At 70.8% G+C, this 16,658-nt stretch carries 20 protein-coding genes; 12 read left to right on the forward strand and 8 right to left on the reverse strand.

Translation table 11 applies throughout. The annotated features are described in order from the left end of the window. Positions 1 to 29: 29 nt before the first annotated feature. From P3T34_RS15360 to P3T34_RS15375, 4 genes are all read right to left on the reverse strand, one after another. A complete protein-coding gene (locus tag P3T34_RS15360) occupies positions 30 to 686 on the reverse strand; it encodes a PH domain-containing protein (protein WP_280666597.1) in 657 nt (218 codons plus the stop codon). A 107-nt stretch (positions 687 to 793) separates the two neighbouring features. Further along, the gene (locus P3T34_RS15365) at positions 794 to 1,018 is read right to left on the reverse strand and encodes a hypothetical protein (protein WP_280666598.1); all 225 of its coding nucleotides are present in this window, start codon (positions 1,016 to 1,018) and stop codon (positions 794 to 796) included. Further along, a complete protein-coding gene (locus tag P3T34_RS15370; protein ID WP_280666599.1) occupies positions 1,015 to 1,248 on the reverse strand; it encodes a hypothetical protein in 234 nt (77 codons plus the stop codon). The genes P3T34_RS15365 and P3T34_RS15370 overlap by 4 nt, the downstream gene beginning before the upstream one ends. Continuing rightward, positions 1,245 to 1,556, reverse strand: a complete 312-nt coding sequence (locus tag P3T34_RS15375; RefSeq protein WP_348534662.1) for a hypothetical protein — start codon at positions 1,554 to 1,556, stop codon at positions 1,245 to 1,247. The genes P3T34_RS15370 and P3T34_RS15375 overlap by 4 nt, the downstream gene beginning before the upstream one ends. Before the next feature lie 342 nt (positions 1,557 to 1,898). On the opposite strand from P3T34_RS15375, the gene P3T34_RS15380 reads away from it, so the two are divergent. The 8 genes from P3T34_RS15380 to P3T34_RS15415 all read left to right on the forward strand — a co-directional run bounded on the left by P3T34_RS15380 (position 1,899) and on the right by P3T34_RS15415 (position 9,318). Then, positions 1,899 to 2,726: a helix-turn-helix transcriptional regulator gene (locus P3T34_RS15380; RefSeq protein ID WP_280666600.1), complete on the forward strand. Its 828-nt coding sequence runs from the start codon at positions 1,899 to 1,901 to the stop codon at positions 2,724 to 2,726. Next, positions 2,726 to 2,944: a DUF397 domain-containing protein gene (locus P3T34_RS15385; protein ID WP_280666601.1), complete on the forward strand. Its 219-nt coding sequence runs from the start codon at positions 2,726 to 2,728 to the stop codon at positions 2,942 to 2,944. Before P3T34_RS15380 ends, P3T34_RS15385 begins: the two co-directional genes overlap by 1 nt. 268 nt (positions 2,945 to 3,212) lie before the next feature. Beyond that, the gene (locus P3T34_RS15390; protein WP_280666602.1) at positions 3,213 to 4,292 is read left to right on the forward strand and encodes a PDDEXK nuclease domain-containing protein; all 1,080 of its coding nucleotides are present in this window, start codon (positions 3,213 to 3,215) and stop codon (positions 4,290 to 4,292) included. Between the two features lie 76 nt (positions 4,293 to 4,368). Beyond that, on the forward strand, positions 4,369 to 5,355 hold the full coding sequence (deoC, locus tag P3T34_RS15395) for a deoxyribose-phosphate aldolase (protein WP_280666603.1): 987 nt from the start codon (positions 4,369 to 4,371) through the stop codon (positions 5,353 to 5,355). Positions 5,356 to 5,360: 5 nt separating this feature from the next. After that, a complete protein-coding gene (locus P3T34_RS15400; protein ID WP_280666604.1) occupies positions 5,361 to 6,866 on the forward strand; it encodes an aldehyde dehydrogenase family protein in 1,506 nt (501 codons plus the stop codon). Beyond that, the gene (locus P3T34_RS15405) at positions 6,859 to 7,758 is read left to right on the forward strand and encodes an aldehyde dehydrogenase family protein (RefSeq protein WP_280666605.1); all 900 of its coding nucleotides are present in this window, start codon (positions 6,859 to 6,861) and stop codon (positions 7,756 to 7,758) included. Before P3T34_RS15400 ends, P3T34_RS15405 begins: the two co-directional genes overlap by 8 nt. A gap of 219 nt (positions 7,759 to 7,977) precedes the next feature. After that, complete coding sequence (locus P3T34_RS15410) at positions 7,978 to 8,628, forward strand: ATP-binding protein (RefSeq protein WP_280666606.1); 651 nt, start codon at positions 7,978 to 7,980, stop codon at positions 8,626 to 8,628. Between the two features lie 105 nt (positions 8,629 to 8,733). Further along, positions 8,734 to 9,318 carry a Uma2 family endonuclease gene (locus P3T34_RS15415; protein WP_280666607.1) on the forward strand — a complete coding sequence of 195 codons (585 nt, stop codon included), beginning with the start codon at positions 8,734 to 8,736 and terminating at the stop codon, positions 9,316 to 9,318. Positions 9,319 to 9,494: 176 nt separating this feature from the next. Here the strand turns inward: P3T34_RS15415 and P3T34_RS15420 are convergent, their stop codons facing one another. Further along, a complete protein-coding gene (locus tag P3T34_RS15420) occupies positions 9,495 to 10,064 on the reverse strand; it encodes a SigE family RNA polymerase sigma factor (RefSeq protein ID WP_348534754.1) in 570 nt (189 codons plus the stop codon). 628 nt (positions 10,065 to 10,692) lie between these two features. Here P3T34_RS15420 and P3T34_RS15425 point away from each other — a divergent pair. Both P3T34_RS15425 and P3T34_RS15430 read left to right on the forward strand, forming a co-directional pair. Further along, entirely contained in the window at positions 10,693 to 11,370 is a 678-nt protein-coding gene (locus P3T34_RS15425) for a response regulator transcription factor (protein WP_266297047.1), read from the forward strand. 28 nt (positions 11,371 to 11,398) lie between these two features. After that, positions 11,399 to 12,976, forward strand: a complete 1,578-nt coding sequence (locus P3T34_RS15430; protein ID WP_280666608.1) for a HAMP domain-containing sensor histidine kinase — start codon at positions 11,399 to 11,401, stop codon at positions 12,974 to 12,976. A 55-nt stretch (positions 12,977 to 13,031) separates the two neighbouring features. Here the strand turns inward: P3T34_RS15430 and P3T34_RS15435 are convergent, their stop codons facing one another. Next, complete coding sequence (locus P3T34_RS15435; RefSeq protein ID WP_280666609.1) at positions 13,032 to 13,424, reverse strand: hypothetical protein; 393 nt, start codon at positions 13,422 to 13,424, stop codon at positions 13,032 to 13,034. Positions 13,425 to 13,555: 131 nt separating this feature from the next. Here P3T34_RS15435 and P3T34_RS15440 point away from each other — a divergent pair, with 131 nt between their 5' ends. Together P3T34_RS15440 and P3T34_RS15445 are read left to right on the forward strand one after the other, a co-directional pair. Continuing rightward, positions 13,556 to 14,299, forward strand: a complete 744-nt coding sequence (locus P3T34_RS15440; protein WP_280666610.1) for a VanZ family protein — start codon at positions 13,556 to 13,558, stop codon at positions 14,297 to 14,299. A 199-nt stretch (positions 14,300 to 14,498) separates the two neighbouring features. Beyond that, positions 14,499 to 14,681 carry a PspC domain-containing protein gene (locus P3T34_RS15445; protein WP_280666611.1) on the forward strand — a complete coding sequence of 61 codons (183 nt, stop codon included), beginning with the start codon at positions 14,499 to 14,501 and terminating at the stop codon, positions 14,679 to 14,681. Between the two features lie 157 nt (positions 14,682 to 14,838). Here the strand turns inward: P3T34_RS15445 and P3T34_RS15450 are convergent, their stop codons facing one another. Continuing rightward, entirely contained in the window at positions 14,839 to 15,237 is a 399-nt protein-coding gene (locus P3T34_RS15450; RefSeq protein WP_280666612.1) for an ATP-binding protein, read from the reverse strand. A gap of 237 nt (positions 15,238 to 15,474) precedes the next feature. After that, the gene (locus P3T34_RS15455; protein WP_280666613.1) at positions 15,475 to 16,623 is read right to left on the reverse strand and encodes an adenosine deaminase; all 1,149 of its coding nucleotides are present in this window, start codon (positions 16,621 to 16,623) and stop codon (positions 15,475 to 15,477) included. Positions 16,624 to 16,658: the final 35 nt, after the last annotated feature.

Consider the following 16,658-nt stretch of genomic DNA (forward strand, 5'->3'; position numbering starts at 1 on the left):
CGTCGTCTACTTCTTCTCCGGTGCTGCTCTCAGGCGGCGACGATGGCGATCAGCGCCACCAGGCCGGCCAGCGTCGGCGCGATCACCCACCAGCACCAGGTCACCACGACCTCGCCCTTGGCGGTGGGCCGGTCGGAGTTGTCCCGCACCGACTCCTTGAGCACGTCGACCACCTGGTCGGACCACGCCCGGGTGGGGTCGGGGGCGCCGGGGATCGCACCGCGGGCCACCCGGACGACCCGGTCGTCGGCCATCGCCCGGGAGGCCGTCCGGGTGGCCTTCTTGCGCTGGCGAAGCGAGACCGGGACGGCCCAGAGCTGGTACCTCTTGCCGCCCGCCGTGAGCTCGGCCGAGTAGGCCGAACGCAGGCCCTCGACCTGCGCCCACGGGACGAGGATGGTGCGCAGCGGGTTGCGGACCAGCATCCGGTCCCGGTTGGTGTACACGGCCGGGCGCAGCGTGTAGGCGATCACCGGGAACGCGAACACGGGCGCGGCGGCCAGCGCGATCCAGGGCGTCTTGCCCGAGCTGGAGATCATGGCGTCGACAATCAGCCAACCGGCGATCACGAGCAGCAGTACGCCGGAGATCATGCCGGGGGTCGAGCGGAAGACGTTGTCTGCGTACTTCGGCTCGGCGGCGGGGGCGGCAGAGCCGGGGTCGGGCGTGCCGTCGGATTCGGTCATGGGGTCGATTCTGCCGCATGACCCCCGGCTTCCCCGGAGTCACACCGATCACTTTTCGGCCTCGCCCGCCCGGGCCCCGTGCACGAGATGCGCCAGTAATTCTCCTTTCACCGCGCCGCCCCCTTCCTGATGACCGCCGCGAGCCGCCGGATCACATCCGGCCGGGCGGCCCCCAGCTCCACCAGCACGATGCCCGTACACACCGCCCGCCAGTCGATGGCGAGGGACGGGAGCGTGATGCCCGCCGCCCGCAACGCGTCGACCAACTCGGCCAGAGCGTCGGCGGCTTCCTTGCGCGGGTTGGCCATGGCACGGCCGAGGGGAGTACTCATCTTCTGCTCCTTCGCAGGGCACGTCGTTGGATCTTCCGGATGATCGGTTCGAGGACCGAGACGCTCGCCAGGACGGCGGCGCAGAACGTCAGCAGCCAGATCGGACTGCGGAGGCCATAACGGCCCGCGTCGAGCGCGGCGACCGCCAGCGAGGCCAGGGCGGCACTGACGAGGAGGGAGAGGACGACTCCCAGGAGCAGGACGCGAACGCTCGGCGGGCGTCCGGTCACGACGCCGCCTTGGCGTTGTCGGAGTTGCAGCGCGAGTCGCCGTTTCGTCGTGCGTTCTTCTGGGCGAGCGTGGCGGGCGGCGGCCTCAGCCAGCGGGGATCCACTTCCCACTCAAGCCCGCCGCGCTCAGGACGCAGGTGGACCGTATCGCCGACCCGGTCCATGAACACCCCCACCCGTCCTGCCCGCGCATCGAGGACGAGTTCACCCACCGCCGTCGGGCAGTAAGGCTCCGCCCCCGCCCGCTCTCGTGCAGGCCGAGTCATCGCATGGACGGGTACTTCGTTCTGCTGCTCAGCATTGGTCATGGTCCGCACTCCGTGGGCTGCTGCGCTTACCTGAGGTGGGGCATGCCGGGACCGCCACCAGAGTCATCTGACGGCAGCTTCGGCCGACTGCACTGTGTGACCGTGCAGATACGGATAGCATGCACCAAAATCTTCGATTCGGTACTGCTCTTCGCGAAAATTTCTTTAGCGCTAGATGCGCGAGCCACAACGCGCTGTCACCACGCGGTCCGTGTCCGATATCGTCGGCAGCGTCGATGCCCCGACTCTGCACAGCAGGGGAGCAGTAAGGGCGTCACGGGCAACCAAGGGAGCGGATAGATGGCAGGACCAGGCGACCTCGGTTCGCCGACACTGTGCCGCTTGAAGCTACGGCTCGAGCTCCGAGCCCTGCGCGAAGCCGCCAACATGACCGCCTCGCAGGTCGCGAAGACCGTCAAGTGGTCCACCGCGAAGATGACCCGCATGGAAACGGGCGACGGCTGGGTCCAGCCCACGGATGTCGAGGCCCTGTGCCGCCTGTACGACGCCGGTCCCGAACTGACCGAACTCCTCAGCTCCTACGCCCTGGTGACCAAGACGCATCGGGACCAGTGGAAGAGCAAGGAGTACCAGTCGATCATCCCGCCCGGATTCTCGGCCTACCTCGGACTTGAGGGCGCCGCCGCTCAAGTGCGCTCCTACGAATCCGAGTACGTGCCCGGCCTTCTCCAGACCGAGACCTACATGCGGGAGTTGCTTCGCCACGCCCGCCGCCCGCAGGACGAGGTCGATCGACTGGTGAAAATCCGTCTCGATCGCCAGACGATTCTCAAGCGCGAGAGCGGTCCCACACAGCTCGCCGTCGTCATCAACGAGTCGGTGCTACGCCGCGTCATGGGCAGTCCGGACCTGATGCGCGACCAGCTGAACCACCTCGCGGACGTCGCAAGCACCCCCAACATCAAGCTCCAGATCGTGCCGTTCGCCGCCGGTTTTCACCCGGCCATGACCGGAGCGTTCACCATGCTGACGTTCGAGGATCCCAAGGTCGGCCCGCTCATCCACCTCGAAGCCCTCAGCTCAACAACGGTGATAGACGACCGTGAGCGCGTCCGGCGGTACGAGGAATCGTGGGCGGACCTGATCGCTACTGCCGCCAGCCGCGATGAATCCGTCCGCATCGTCACGCAAGCAGCCAAGGAGTTGTGATGCACCAGCCGCATGACCGGGCCCCCGCCGCCCACGACCCCGCCTGGTTCAAGTCCAGCTACAGCAGCGAGCAGGGCGGCAACTGCATCGAAGGTGCCCGTCTCTCCACAGGCATAGCCATCCGCGACTCGAAGGACAAGGCCGGCCCGAGCCTGGTCTTCAGCACCGCGGCCTGGCAGAGCCTGATCAACAGCATCAAGAGCGGCCGCCTGACCTGAAGGCCCCGGTCGCGCGGGCAGCAAGCGCCGCAAGCTGCCCGACCTGCCGGATATCGGCCGCACCGGGACGCCGGCCGGCCTTCTTGCGGGGGGATGCTGATACGGGGTGCTCTGCGCTGGTCACCCGCTCATTCTCCCGTGCGTGCATCACTCTCATTTGTGCAGCAGGCTGCTGCACAAATTGTTACCCATGAGTAACTTCACTCTTTCGAGGGGCTTGGCGTCAGTTCTCCCTCCGCCGAAATGACCGAGCATCACGCTGAGGCATATGACAGAGGAATTGGACACCACCGCGCGTATCCCGGCTCAGGAAGGCGGCGACCAGCCAACCGGCTATGTCGATCTTCTTCAGGACATCACGTCAGAGATCGCCACAGCGCAGACCCGAGTCCACCGGGCAGTGAACACCGAACTGATCTCGCACTACTGGCGAATCGGCAGCATCATCCTGGATCGCCGACAGCGGGAGGGCTGGGGAGCCAAGGTGGTCGAGCAACTCTCCGTCGACCTACGCACCAACCTTCCCGGCCAACGGGGCTACTCGCGGCGCTCGCTCATCTACATGCAGAAGACCGCAGCCAGCTGGCCGGAGGGCATCGAGAGGCAGGCCGTCTCCCAACTCCCCTGGGGCCACGTCATGATCCTGCTCGACTCCCTCAAGGACCGCCCCACCCGCGACTTCTACGCTCGCCAGGCCGTCCAGAACGGCTGGTCCCGCAACGTCCTCGTGCACCACATCGAGACCGGGCTGCACCTACGCCAAGGCATGGCGCTCACCAACTTCGACGCGACCGTTCCCGAGGGTTCGGACCTCCTCAAGGAGATCCTGAAGGATCCGTACCAGCTCGACTTCACCCGCCTCGGCACAGACCACGCCGAGCAGGATCTCGAAACCGCGCTGGTCGAGCACATCGTCCGGTTCCTGCAGGAACTCGGCGTCGGCTTCGCCTTCGTCGGGCGGCAGTATCAGCTCCAGGTCGGCAGCCAGGAGTTCAGGCTCGACCTGCTCTTCTACCACCTCCGCCTGCACCGCTACATCGTCATCGAGCTCAAGATCGGCCGCGCCGAGCCCGAGCACCTCGGCAAGCTCGGCTTCTACACAGCCGTGGTGGACGACAAGATCCGCGACCCCGAGCGCGACGACCCCACCCTCGGCATCCTGATCGCCGCCCACCGGGACGAGGAGGTCGTGCAGTACTCCCTGCGCAGCAGCAGCCAGCCCCTCGCCGTGACGACCTACCAGACCCTGCCCGCCGAGTTCCGCCCACTGCTGCCCACTCCCGAGCAACTGTCACGGGTCACCCAGGAGGTTCTGGCGAAGCACTCCACCGCAACCGGCGCCGAGTAGCCAGATCTCGTTCCCGCATCGAAGAGGGGGGCCGCTAGCGGACGGCTACGCGCGTAGATATGCTGCTGTGGTGACTATGTCCACTGTTGCAGCCAACGCCCCCGGCGCTGCGGGCGGCGGCCTGAGCGACGTCGCCGCGTCCGAGGCCTCGCTCCGCCGCTTCCTGCACGGCCTGCCCGGCGTCGACGCCGTCGGCCTGGAAGCCCGCGCCTCGTCCCTCGGGACGCGATCGATCAAGACGTCGGCCAAGGCCTACGCGATCGACCTCGCCATCTCGATGATCGACCTGACCACGCTGGAGGGCGCGGACACGGTCGGCAAGGTGCGCGCCCTGTGCACCAAGGGGAAGCACCCCGACCCGGGCGACCCGGGCACCCCGCAGGTCGCCGCGATCTGCGTCTACCCCGACATGGTCGCCACCGCCAAGGCCGCGCTGGCCGGCACCGGCATCCAGGTCGCCTCGGTCGCCACCGGCTTCCCCGCCGGGCGCGTCGCGCGTCCGGTGAAGCTGGCCGACACCGCGGACGCGGTGGCCGCCGGCGCGGACGAGATCGACATGGTGATCGACCGCGGGGCCTTCCTCTCCGGCCGGCACCTGGATGTCTTCGAGGAGATCCAGGACGTCAAGCGGGCCTGCGCCCGCCCCGACGGGACCGCCGCCCACCTCAAGGTGATCTTCGAGACCGGCGAGCTGCAGACGTACGACAACGTGCGCCGCGCCTCCTGGCTGGCCATGCTGGCCGGCGCCGACTTCATCAAGACCTCCACCGGCAAGGTCGCGGTCAACGCCACTCCCCCGGTGACACTGCTGATGCTGGAGGCCGTCCGCGACTTCAAGGCGCAGACCGGCGTGCAGATCGGCGTGAAGCCGGCCGGTGGCATCAAGACCACCAAGGACGCCATGAAGTACCTCGTCATGGTCAACGAGACCCTGGGCGACGACTGGCTGTCCGCGCACTGGTTCCGCTTCGGCGCCTCCAGCCTGCTCAACGATCTGCTGATGCAGCGTCAGAAGCTGACCACCGGCCGGTACTCCGGTCCCGACTACGTGACGGTGGACTGATCCCCATGGCCAAGAACACCAAGAAGACCGAGCCGACCACGGCCCTCACGACGGTGACCGAACCCGCCCGCAAGAGCGGCCTGTTCGAGTACGCCCCGGCGCCCGAGTCCCCCGCCGCGGCCGGCGACATCGCCACCTCCTACGGCCACTTCATCGGCGGCGAGTTCGTCGACAGCAGCGGCAGCGAGGCGCTGAAGACCGTCAACCCGGCCACCGAGCAGGTGCTCGCCGAGTTCGCGCAGGGCACCGGCGAGGACGTCGAGCGCGCCGTCAAGGCCGCCCGCAAGGCGTTCGGCGACTGGTCGGCGCTGCCGGGCAGCGAGCGCGCCAAGTACCTGTACCGGATCGCCCGGATCATCCAGGAGCGCTCGCGCGAGCTGGCCGTGCTGGAGTCGATCGACAACGGCAAGCCGATCCGCGAGACCCGGGACTTCGATCTCCCCACCGTCGCCGCGCACTTCTTCTACTACGCGGGCTGGGCCGACAAGCTCGACTACGCCGGCTTCGGCACCAACCCCCGGCCGCTCGGCGTGGCCGCCCAGGTCATCCCGTGGAACTTCCCGCTGATGATGCTGGCCTGGAAGATCGCCCCGGCGCTCGCCACCGGCAACACGGTCGTCCTCAAGCCGGCCGAGACCACCCCGCTGACCGCTCTGCGCTTCGCCGAGATCTGCCAGCAGGCCGGCCTGCCCAAGGGCGTCGTCAACATCGTCACCGGCGACGGCCGCACCGGCGCCGCGCTGACCGCGCACCCGGACGTCAACAAGGTCGCGTTCACCGGCTCGACCAAGGTCGGCCGCTCGATCGCCCGCCAACTGGCGGGCAGCCGCAAGAAGTTGTCGCTGGAGCTGGGCGGCAAGGCGGCGAACATCGTCTTCGACGACGCGCCGATCGACCAGGCCGTCGAGGGCATCGTCAACGGCATCTTCTTCAATCAGGGCCATGTCTGCTGCGCGGGCGCCCGGTTGCTGGTCCAGGAGTCGATCCAGGACGAGGTGCTGGACGCGCTCAAGCGCCGGATGGCCACCCTGCGGGTCGGCGACCCGCTGGACAAGAACACCGACATCGGCGCCATCAACTCCGCCGCGCAGCTGGCCCGGATCACCGAGCTGACCGCCGCGGGCGAGGCCGAGGGCGCCGACCGCTGGTCGCCCGAATGCCAACTGCCCTCCAGTGGCTACTGGTTCGCGCCGACCCTGTTCACCGGGGTGACCCAGGCCAACCTGGTCGCTCGCGAGGAGATCTTCGGCCCGGTGCTCTCGGTGCTGACCTTCCGCACGCCGTCCGAGGCGGTCGAGAAGGCCAACAACACGCCGTACGGCCTGTCCGCGGGCGTCTGGACCGAGAAGGGCTCGCGCATCCTGTGGATGGCGAACCAGCTCAAGGCCGGCGTGGTGTGGGCCAACACCTTCAACAAGTTCGACCCGACCTCGCCGTTCGGCGGCTACAAGGAGTCGGGGTACGGCCGCGAGGGCGGTCGCCACGGCCTGGAGGCGTACCTCGATGTCTGATGTCATCCGGCTTGATGTGATGAAGACCTACAAGCTGTTCGTCGGCGGGAAGTTCCCGCGTTCCGAGAGCGGACGGGTGTACGAGGTGAGCGACAGCAAGGGCCAGTGGCTGGCGAACGCCCCGCTCGGCACCCGCAAGGACACCCGGGACGCCGTGCTGGCCGCCCGTGCGGCTGTCAAGGGCTGGGCCGGCACCACCGCGTACAACCGCGGCCAGGTGCTGTACCGGATCGCCGAGATGCTGCAGGGCCGCCGCGAGCAGTTCGCCGCCGAGGTGGCCGCCGCCGAGGGGATCGGCGCCAAGAAGGCCGCCGCCCTGGTCGACCAGGCCATCGACCGCTGGGTCTGGTACGCGGGCTGGACGGACAAGGTGGCGCAGATCGCCGGCGGCGCGAACCCGGTGGCCGGGCCGTTCTTCAACCTGTCCGTGCCGGAACCGACCGGCGTGGTCGGCGTGCTGGCGCCGCAGGCGGGGTACGGGCACTCGTTCCTCGGCCTGGTCTCGGTGATCGCCCCGGTGATCGCCACCGGCAACACGGTGGTCGTGGCCGCCGCGGCCGACGCACCGCTGCCCGCGCTCTCGCTGGGCGAGGTGCTGGCCACCTCCGACCTGCCGGGCGGCGTCGTCAACCTGCTCTCCGGCCGCACCGCGGACATCGCTCCGACGCTCGCGTCCCACCAGGACGTGAACGCGCTGGACTTGACCGGAGCGATCGCAGACGAAGGACCCGGCGCGGCTACTGTGCTGGAGGCCTCCGCTGCGGATACGCTGAAGCGGGTGCTGCGCCCGGCGGTCGATCCGTCGGCGCAGGACTGGACAGTTGCTCCCGGCACCGAGCGTTTGCTCTCGTTCCTGGAGACCAAGACGGTCTGGCACCCGATGGGCCAGTAGTCCGGCCCGACAGTCCCCGGCCCCGCCGGGACAACTCCACAGGACTGGCCGTCCCCAGTGCCCCTACCCCCCCCAGGGGCCCGGACGCGCCACTGACGGGCCCGCGCCTCACCCCCCCTGGCGCGGGCCCGTCCTATGCCAGTGGCGTCCACCACTGTGCGACCGATGTACGTCCCATGGGTTCCGAGCACCCCGCCCTATGCGTCAGACTGGTGTCTCGTGAGTGACTCCCCGCTGAACCCCGCATCGACCACCCGTGCCCGCGTGGTGCTGCTCTCCGGGCCCTCGGGATCCGGGAAGTCCTCGTTGGCCGAGCGCACCGGGTTGCCCGTACTGCAGCTCGACGACTTCTACAAGGACGGCGACGACCCGAGCCTGCCGCAGCTGGCCGACGGCGGCACCGACTGGGACTCGCCGCTCTCCTGGCACCGCGCCGACGCGCTGGCGGCCATCCGGACGCTGGCCGACACCGGACGGGCCGAGGTGCCGGTCTACTCGATCCCCGCCAACGGCCGGGCCGGCAGCCGCACGCTCGTCCTGGCCGGCGCACCGGCCTTCATCGCCGAGGGCATCTTCGCCGCCGAACTGGTGGCCCAGTGCGAGGCCGAGGGCCTGCTCGGGGACGCGCTGTGCCTGCGCAACCGCCCGCTGACCACCGCCTGGCGGCGCTTTCGCCGCGACGTGCGCGAGGCCCGCAAGCCCGTCCCCTACCTGCTGCACCGCGGCTGGCGCCTGATGCGCGCCGAACGCGGCATCGTCGCCCGCCAGGTCGCCCTCGGCGCCCACGCCTGCGCCGGCCCCGAGGCCGCCCGCCGCGTCGACGCGCTGGCCACCCACCGGCCCGAGCCGGTCCAGGTCGCCACCGCCTGACAGCTGCCCACGCACCAGTTCGGCGGATGGAGAAACGGTCCGGCAGTCCGGGCCAGGCCCTAGGCTGGAGGCAGTTGCTGTGAGACCGCAGCGTGAGGGGCAGCCATGACCGCCGAGCCGATCGACTGGATGCACCCGCCGGCCCGTGGCTGGACGTACGAGCAGGTCAAGGACTGGAACCTGCCGTTCGAGTTCGATCTGGTGGACGGGGCGATCGCGATCCGAGGCATGACCAGCCACTGGCACAACACCGTGCGGGATGAGCTGTACTTCGCCCTACGGGCCGCTCGCCGGGCGCCGTTCGCGGTGAACTCCGGACAGTGCGTGCTCATCGACGAGTACAACCCGCCCAAGCCCGACGTCGTGGTCTTCGACAAGACCGGCCTGGACGTGTTCACCCTGGAGTGCCTGCCGGTGGCCTCGGTCGTGCTCGCCGTCGAGGTGGTCTCGCCCGGCTCGCGCGCCGACGACCGCTTCCGCAAGCCCGGCCTGTACGCCGAGGCGGGGATTCCCTACTACTGGCGGGTCGAGCGCGGCGAGGACGACCTGCCGGAGGTCTACGAGTTCTGGCTCGACCGCGAGTCCGGGGTCTACGCGCCCGCGCCTGACGGGGCTTGCCACGCCGGGGTGTTGAAGGTCGAGCTGCCCTTCCCCGTCGAGATCGATCTCGGCGCGCTGCTCGACCTCTGAGGTTGCCCGCGCAGGAAACAGCTGGGCCCGGCGTCATCTCCCAAGGACGCCGGGCCCAGCTGTTCCTGCGCGATCGCGGGGTTCCCCGTCGGTGGCGGCTCCCCCGAGTCGGTGCCGACGCCCCGCGATCTGCTTACCCGTCCCCCGACGGGAAGTTCTGTGGTGTGTGCGTGTGCTCAGGCGACCAGCTCGCCGAAGGCGAAGGCCGTGTCGCCGGTGCGGTTGAGCTGCTCGTCGTCGCGCAGCCGGCGCAGGGCGCGCCAGATGCTGCTCTTGACGGTGCCGACGCTGATGCTCAGGATGTCGGCGATCTCCGGGTCAGTGCGACCCTCGTAGTAGCGCAGGACCAGCATGGTGCGCTGGTTCTCCGGCAGCTTGGCGAGCGCCTGCCACAGGACGGCGCGCAGCTCGGTGCCGCCCATCGCGTCCGTGTCGCCGACCGTCTCCGGCAGCTCCTCGGTCGGGTACTCGTTGAGCTTGCGGCGGCGCCAGGCCGAGATGTGCAGGTTGGTCATGGTGCGGCGCAGGTAACCGCCGACCGCCGCTTTGTCAGTGATCCGGCCCCAGGCGCGGTACGTGCTGAAGAGCGCGCTCTGCAGCAGGTCCTCGGCCTCGAAGCGGTCACCGGTGAGGTGGTAGGCCGTGGCGAACAGGGAGGCGCGGCGCTCGCGCACATACGCGGTGAACTCCGCCAGGTGCTCATCCGCGGCGGCCGAGTGCTCCCCCTGCGCGCCTCCCTGCTCCACGTCCGCCGCCCCGGCCTGCCGGCTGCGCTCGTCGACCGGCAGCAGCCGGACGACGTTCGCAGCTATGACCGGCCCGACCGCCGACTCCCCCGAGCCGATGGTCTGCGGACGGCTCCCGGCCCCCGCCGGGACGTCCGTGCCCTCGACGCGCACGGGGAGGATCCCCCGCAGCGTCAGGGTCTGGGTGGTCTCGGTCGCGCTCCCCGCGCGGCCGATCCCGAACAGCTCCCCCGTCCTGCTCCCGCCGCCCACTCGGCGGGCCCCCGTGCAGTGCTCGATCCGGGTGCGGCCCGACGGACGAGCGCCGCGGACGGCCGGGTTGTGTGCATCCGAGATGCCCCGGGTCTGAAGCGTTGCGTTCATCGTGCGCCCCCATGATCGGTACGAGCGGGTTCTTTCCCCGTCGCCGTCCCGGGGGCCGCTGAGCTGCTCCTTCGAGCCGCTCCGCTGCCGTCCGTCTGCGGCGACATGGAAAATCCTGCCTGCCGCCCGTCTTGGCCGTGTCCCCCAACTGTCACAGCGGTGTCACAAGGCGAGGGTCCTTGGTCCCGTACCTCCGGTCGGACTGGGAGACGCCGGTCCCCGCCCGGCGGTTCCCGGGGCTCACCGAGTGAGCCAGAATGAGCGAGTGCCTTTCCTCCTTCTGATCGAGGACGACGACGCCATCCGGACCGGCCTCGAACTCGCTCTCACCCGCCAGGGCCACCGTGTGGCCGCCGCAGCCTCCGGCGAAGACGGCCTGCGACTCTTCAAGGAGCAGCGGCCCGACCTCATCGTGCTGGACGTGATGCTGCCCGGAATCGACGGCTTCGAGGTCTGCCGCCGGATCCGCCGCAGCGACCAACTGCCGATCATCCTGCTGACCGCGCGCTCGGACGACATCGACGTGGTGGTCGGCCTGGAGTCCGGCGCCGACGACTACGTGGTCAAGCCGGTCCAGCCGCGTGTCCTGGACGCCCGGATCCGCGCCGTGCTGCGGCGCGGCGAGCGGGAGAACTCGGACTCCTCCGCGTACGGCTCGGTGGTGATCGACCGCTCGGCGATGACCGTCACCAAGGACGGCGAGGACCTCCAGCTGACCCCGACCGAGCTGCGGCTGCTGCTGGAGCTCAGCCGCCGGCCCGGTCAGGCGCTCTCCCGCCAGCAGCTGCTGCGGCTGGTCTGGGAGCACGACTACCTCGGTGACTCCCGTCTGGTGGACGCCTGCGTCCAGCGGCTGCGGGCCAAGGTGGAGGACGTGCCCTCGGCCCCGACTCTGATTCGCACCGTGCGCGGCGTCGGCTATCGTCTGGACCCGCCCGCCTGACCGCCTCTGCTGATAGCGAATCCGACACGTGACTGACCAACAGAACGGCCGCCGCCTGGCCACCGGCCTGTGGCGGCGGCGGCTCCGGCTGAGCTCGCTTCGCGTACGGCTGGTCGCGGTGTTCGCCGTGGTGGCCCTGGCCGCCGCCTCCTCCGCCTCCGGCATCGCCTACTGGCTCAACCGGGACGCGGTGCTCAAGCGTGCCCAGGACAACGCGCTGATCGACTTCCGGGCCTCGCTGACCCGCAACGTCTCCAACCTGCCGCCCGGCGCGAGCTGCTCCGATCTCGCCCAGTTCGCCTCCGATGTGGCGACCTTCGGGCTGAACTACAGCGTGGTCGTGGTGGACAGCAGCCGGCCGGGCTGCACGGCGAGTTCGACCGCGCGGTTCACCATCGACCAGGTGCCGCCGGCCCTGATGACCGCCGTCGCCAGGACCCGGCCGACCGGGCCGGAGAACCAGTTCGCCCACCACCTCTACTGGCAGCGGGTGAACCTGGACGGCGAGCCGTTCGTGGTGGGCGGGACGCAGATCGTGCCGACCGGGCTGACGGCGTACATGTTCAAGTCGCTGGACAACGAGCGGGCCGATCTCAACACGCTGGGCTGGTCGTTGGCCGTCGCCACGCTGCTGGCGCTGATCGCGGCGACCCTGCTGGCCCAGGGCGCCTCGGCGACCGTCCTTCGTCCGGTCCGCCAACTTGCCGACGCCGCAAGGAAACTGGGCGAGGGGCAGCTGGACACCCGACTGGAGGTCAGTGGCGCCGACGAACTCTCCGACCTGGCGAGGACGTTCAACAAGACAGCCGAGGCACTGTTCAACCAGGTCGAGGAGTTGAGCGCGCGCGAGGCGCAGAGCCGGCGGTTCGTCGCCGACATGTCGCACGAGCTGCGCACCCCGCTCACCGCGATGACCGCGGTCACCGACATCCTGGAGGACGAGGCCGACTCGCTGGACCCGATGATCGAGCCGGCCGTCCGGCTGGTGGTCAGCGAGACCCGGCGGCTCTCCGACCTGGTGGAGAACCTGATGGAGGTGACCCGCTTCGACGCGGGCACCGCCAGGCTGGTCGCGGACGAGATGGACATCGCCGACCTGATCATGTCCTGCATCGACGGCCGGGCCTGGTACGACGCCGTCGAGGTGGACGCCCCGCGCGGGGTGCTGGCGGTGGTCGACCCGCGCCGGCTCGACGTGGTCTTCGCCAACCTGATCGGCAACGCGCTCAAGCACGGCGGCTCGCCGGTACGGGTCAAGGTCACCGAGCTGCCGGACCGGATCGTGGTCGCCGTCTCGGACAGCGGGCCCGGCATCCCGCAGGACGTGCTGCCGCATGTCTTCGACCGGTTCTACAAGGCCGACAAGGGCCGCGCGCGCTCGGAGGGCAGCGGGCTCGGGCTCTCGATCGCGATGGCCAACGCCCAGATCCACGGCGGCACCATCACCGCGGCCAACGCACCGGGCGAGGCCGGGGGCGGCGCGGTCTTCACGCTGACCCTGCCGCTGACACCCCCCGAACCGGGCGGCGGCGAGTCGGCAGGCGAGGATGGAGCGGCAGGGGCGGCAGGGCCGTCTGACGGATCAGAGCGGAGGTCGGGGCGGTGAGTCGACTGCACAGGGTTGGTCGGCCAAGCGGGGCTGGTCGGCCAAACGGGGTCGGTCAGCTGGACCGGACGGCGGCGCCCGGGCGGCCCGGAGGAGCGGCGCGCTGGGTCGGGCCGCTGGGCCTGGCGGCGCTGACGGCGCTGCTCGCCACCGGCTGCGGGATCCGCCCGACGGCGATCCCGGTCGACGCCGGCGCACCCGCCAGCCGGACGGCCTGCCCCACCCCGCTGCAGGTGCCGGCTGCTGCGAGCAGTCCGGCGATGGGCGTCGTGATCACTCCGGGGCACCCGCTGCCCGGAACGCGCGGCACCCGGCCGACCGCGCGACCGACCGGCACCGCCTCCACGCCCGCCGCCGCGCCCGCTCCCATCCCCGCTGCGGCGGGTGGGATCACACCGGGCGGCAGCCTCTTCAGCGCCGTCCCCACGGCCACTCCCAGCCCGAGCACCCTGCCGACCTGCGGGTGAGCAGAGCGGGTGCGGGTGTCCGCGGAGCGGGCGGGGAACCGCGACGCCCGGTCACCGCGTCCTCGGGGACGTGCAGCGAGATGGCACCAGCGCGCGAGGAGCGCGCGACAGCGTGCGGATCGAGAACCGTCGACAGGCCGTAGCAGCCCTGCCGGGGCTCGGTGCTTCGCCCGTCCCGGAGCACCCACCGGGCGGGGCGCCCGCCGACCCGGTGTCCCGGACGGTCCGCACCGCGGGGCTGGTGCTGCTCGGGCTCTACCTCTGCCTGATGGGCTGGCTGGCGCTGCGTCCCGCTACGACCGCCTGGGCGTACGACACCAACCTGACGCCGTTCGGCTCGGTCGACCGGGCCTTCGAGACCGGCGGGCTCGCCGGGCTGCGGCGGCTGGCGGACGGGCTGCTGCCGCTGGCGCCGCTGGGCGTCCTGCTGCCGCTGGCGGGGGGACGGCTGCGGACGGCCTGGCTGTCCTCCTGGGCGCAGGTGGTCGGGGCCACCGTAGTGATCGCCACTGCGCTGGAGTTCGTCGAGACCTCCTGGGCGGGCCGGGTGCTGAACGTCGACGACATGCTGCTCCCGGCGCTCGGCGCCGGGGCGGTGCACCTGGTCCTGGTGCCCGCCGGGCGCGCGCTGCTGCGTGCGCGCCTCGCGCGGGAGCGCACGCCGGTCGGTGCACCAGTTGACCTGCCCAGCCCGCCCGCCGCCGCGCCGATGCGCCCGCTCGTCCGGCACCCCGACGTGCAGCACCCCGACGTACGGCACCCCGACGTACGCCCCGCCACCACCCCGTCGGCCGTGCAGCTGCGGCCGGCTGTGGACCCGCGGCCGCTGAGCGCGGTCAAGGCCGGCCGAAGCTGACCGTGCGGGCGGCGCGTGGGCGGCGCGCTCTCGGGGCCCGACCCCGAGGACGACCCCGAGACGCGGCCCGGACACCCCGGGAAGACTCCGGGGTCGCGGATCGGCACAACGGCCGACGCTCGCGCCGGCCCGCGGTCGCAGGATGGTCACAGGCCCCCGGAGCAGCCGGAACAGGGCCGGCAACCACTCGGAGACCGTCATGCGCACCCTCGCCCGCCCCCGCCACAACCGCGTCATCGCCGGCGTCTGCGCCGGGGTGGCCGAGCGCTTCGGCCTCACCGCGTGGACGGTGCGGCTGATCTTCCTGGCATCCTGCCTGCTGCCCGGCCCGCAGTTCCTGATCTACCTGGCGCTCTGGCTGCTGCTCCCGCAGGAGCCCTGATGCCCGCCTACCAGGCCGCTGCTCCCCCAGTAACCCTGATGCCCGCCTACCAGGCCGCCCGGCACGCCGAACGGGCCGCCACCCCGCTGGCGCAGGATGAACGGCCCGTTCGGAAGAGGCGGCTGAGACCGGTCGGTCAGCGGCGGCCTGCCGGGGCTCAGCTGCCGCCGAGGCCCGGCAGGCCGCCGCTGACCGGGACAGCGCCACCGAGCAGGCCGGTGACCGGGCTCTGCGCCTTGCCGGCCACGCCGGTCAGCGCGTTGGTCGGCAGCCCGGCCGCGCGGTTGCCACCGGCGGGCGCGGCGTCCGCAGCGGGCGCCTGGGCGCCGGCGCTCGGGTTGAGGGTGCCCATGGTCTGGGCGACCGGGCCGCCGACCGCCGGGGTCTTGCTGAGGCTGCTGGTGGTGGCACCGGTCAGGCTGCCGGTGTCCTGCAGCGGGACACCGAGCCCGAGGCCGCCGGTGCCGGCTGCGGCGGATGCGGAACCGGCCGCGACCGCAGCGATGGCAACGCCGAGCGCCGCGGTACCGGCGACCTTGAGTGTGGCCTGCTTCATGAGTGCGTCCTCGTGTCCTCGTCGGGCCGGCGCACGGACGGCCGCCAGGGCGATCGCCGAGGCGGCCGCCGAGCGGACGCCGCTGCACCGTGTCATCAGTGACTGGGGCACACCGTAGACACTGTGCTGCGCGTGGGCCAAAGGCGTGTAACCCGTTCGGGTTACTCGTCGGACAGTCCGATCAACCTATTGGCCAAGCGATCTGACGTCTCGTCAGACCATGTGTCAGACCGCGCGTCAGACCACGCCACCGAACAGCCACTCGGCCTTGAGCTCCGCGTAGCCCGGCTTGATCACGTCGTTGATCATGGCAAGCCGCTCGTCGAACGGGAGGAAGGCGGACTTCATCGCGTTGGTCGAGAACCAGGACATGTCGTCCAGCGTGTAGCCGAAGGCCTCCACCAGGTGGGCGAACTCCTGGCTCATGCTGGTCCCGCTCATCAGCCGGTTGTCGGTGTTCACGGTGATCCGGAACTTCAGGCGGCTGAGCAGCCCGATCGGGTGCTCGGCGTACGAAGTCGCGGCCGCGGTCTGCAGGTTGGAGGTCGGGCACATCTCCAGCGGGATCCGCTTGTCGCGCACGTACGCGGCCAGCCGGCCGAGCGTGACGGTGCCGTCGTCGTGCACGGTGATGTCGTCGATGATCCGCACGCCGTGGCCGAGCCGGTCGGCGCCGCAGCACTGCAGGGCCTCCCAGATCGAGGGCAGACCGAAGGCCTCGCCGGCGTGGATGGTGAAGTGGTTGTTCTCGCCCTTGAGGTAATCGAAGGCGCCCTGGTGGCGGGTCGGCGGGTGGCCGGCCTCGGCGCCGGCGATGTCGAAGCCCACCACGCCCTGGTCGCGGAAGCGGTTGGCCAGCTCGGCGATCTCCTGCGAGCGGGCGGCGTGCCGCATCGCGGTGAGCAGGGTGCCGACCCGGATCCGGTGGCCGTTCGCCTTGGCGGTGGCCTCGCCGAGGCGGAAGCCCTCGTTGACCGCCTCGACGACCTCGTCGAGGGTCAGCCCGGCCTCCAGGTGCTGCTCGGGGGCGTAGCGCACCTCGGCGTACACCACGCCGTCGGCGGCCAGGTCCTCGGCGCAGTCGGCGGCGACCCGGACCAGCGCCTCGCGGGTCTGCATGACGGCGCAGGTGTGGGCGAAGGTCTCCAGGTAGCGGACCAGCGAGCCGGAGTCGGCGGCCTCGCGGAACCAGATGCCCAGCTTGACCGGGTCGGTGGTGGGGAGCCCCTGGTAGCCGCAGGCGGCCGCCAGTTCGACGATGGTCTCGGGGCGGAGGCCGCCGTCCAGGTGGTCGTGCAGCAGCACCTTGGGCGCGCGCTTGATCTGGTCGGCGGTGGGGATGCGCGGGGCCGTGGTGCCCGCGGGAACAGAGATCTGCTTTTCCATTGCGGGAGTGTAGCGCCTACGCGCGTAGAATCCTA

Source organism: Kitasatospora sp. MAP12-44, from assembly GCF_029892095.1.
Taxonomy (GTDB): Bacteria; Actinomycetota; Actinomycetes; order Streptomycetales; family Streptomycetaceae; genus Kitasatospora.

Excerpts from the sequence above, each read along its gene's own strand:
- P3T34_RS15360 (WP_280666597.1), bottom strand. The coding sequence starts at position 686 with ATGACCGAATCCGACGGCACGCCCGACCCCGGCTCTGCCGCCCCCGCC.
- P3T34_RS15365 (WP_280666598.1), bottom strand. The coding sequence starts at position 1,018 with ATGAGTACTCCCCTCGGCCGTGCCATGGCCAACCCGCGCAAGGAAGCC.
- P3T34_RS15375 (WP_348534662.1), bottom strand. The coding sequence starts at position 1,556 with ATGACCAATGCTGAGCAGCAGAACGAAGTACCCGTCCATGCGATGACT.
- P3T34_RS15385 (WP_280666601.1), top strand. The coding sequence starts at position 2,726 with ATGCACCAGCCGCATGACCGGGCCCCCGCCGCCCACGACCCCGCCTGG.
- P3T34_RS15390 (WP_280666602.1), top strand. The coding sequence starts at position 3,213 with ATGACAGAGGAATTGGACACCACCGCGCGTATCCCGGCTCAGGAAGGC.
- deoC (WP_280666603.1), top strand. The coding sequence starts at position 4,369 with ATGTCCACTGTTGCAGCCAACGCCCCCGGCGCTGCGGGCGGCGGCCTG.
- P3T34_RS15400 (WP_280666604.1), top strand. The coding sequence starts at position 5,361 with ATGGCCAAGAACACCAAGAAGACCGAGCCGACCACGGCCCTCACGACG.
- P3T34_RS15405 (WP_280666605.1), top strand. The coding sequence starts at position 6,859 with ATGTCTGATGTCATCCGGCTTGATGTGATGAAGACCTACAAGCTGTTC.
- P3T34_RS15415 (WP_280666607.1), top strand. The coding sequence starts at position 8,734 with ATGACCGCCGAGCCGATCGACTGGATGCACCCGCCGGCCCGTGGCTGG.
- P3T34_RS15445 (WP_280666611.1), top strand. The coding sequence starts at position 14,499 with ATGCGCACCCTCGCCCGCCCCCGCCACAACCGCGTCATCGCCGGCGTC.
- P3T34_RS15450 (WP_280666612.1), bottom strand. The coding sequence starts at position 15,237 with ATGAAGCAGGCCACACTCAAGGTCGCCGGTACCGCGGCGCTCGGCGTT.
- P3T34_RS15455 (WP_280666613.1), bottom strand. The coding sequence starts at position 16,623 with ATGGAAAAGCAGATCTCTGTTCCCGCGGGCACCACGGCCCCGCGCATC.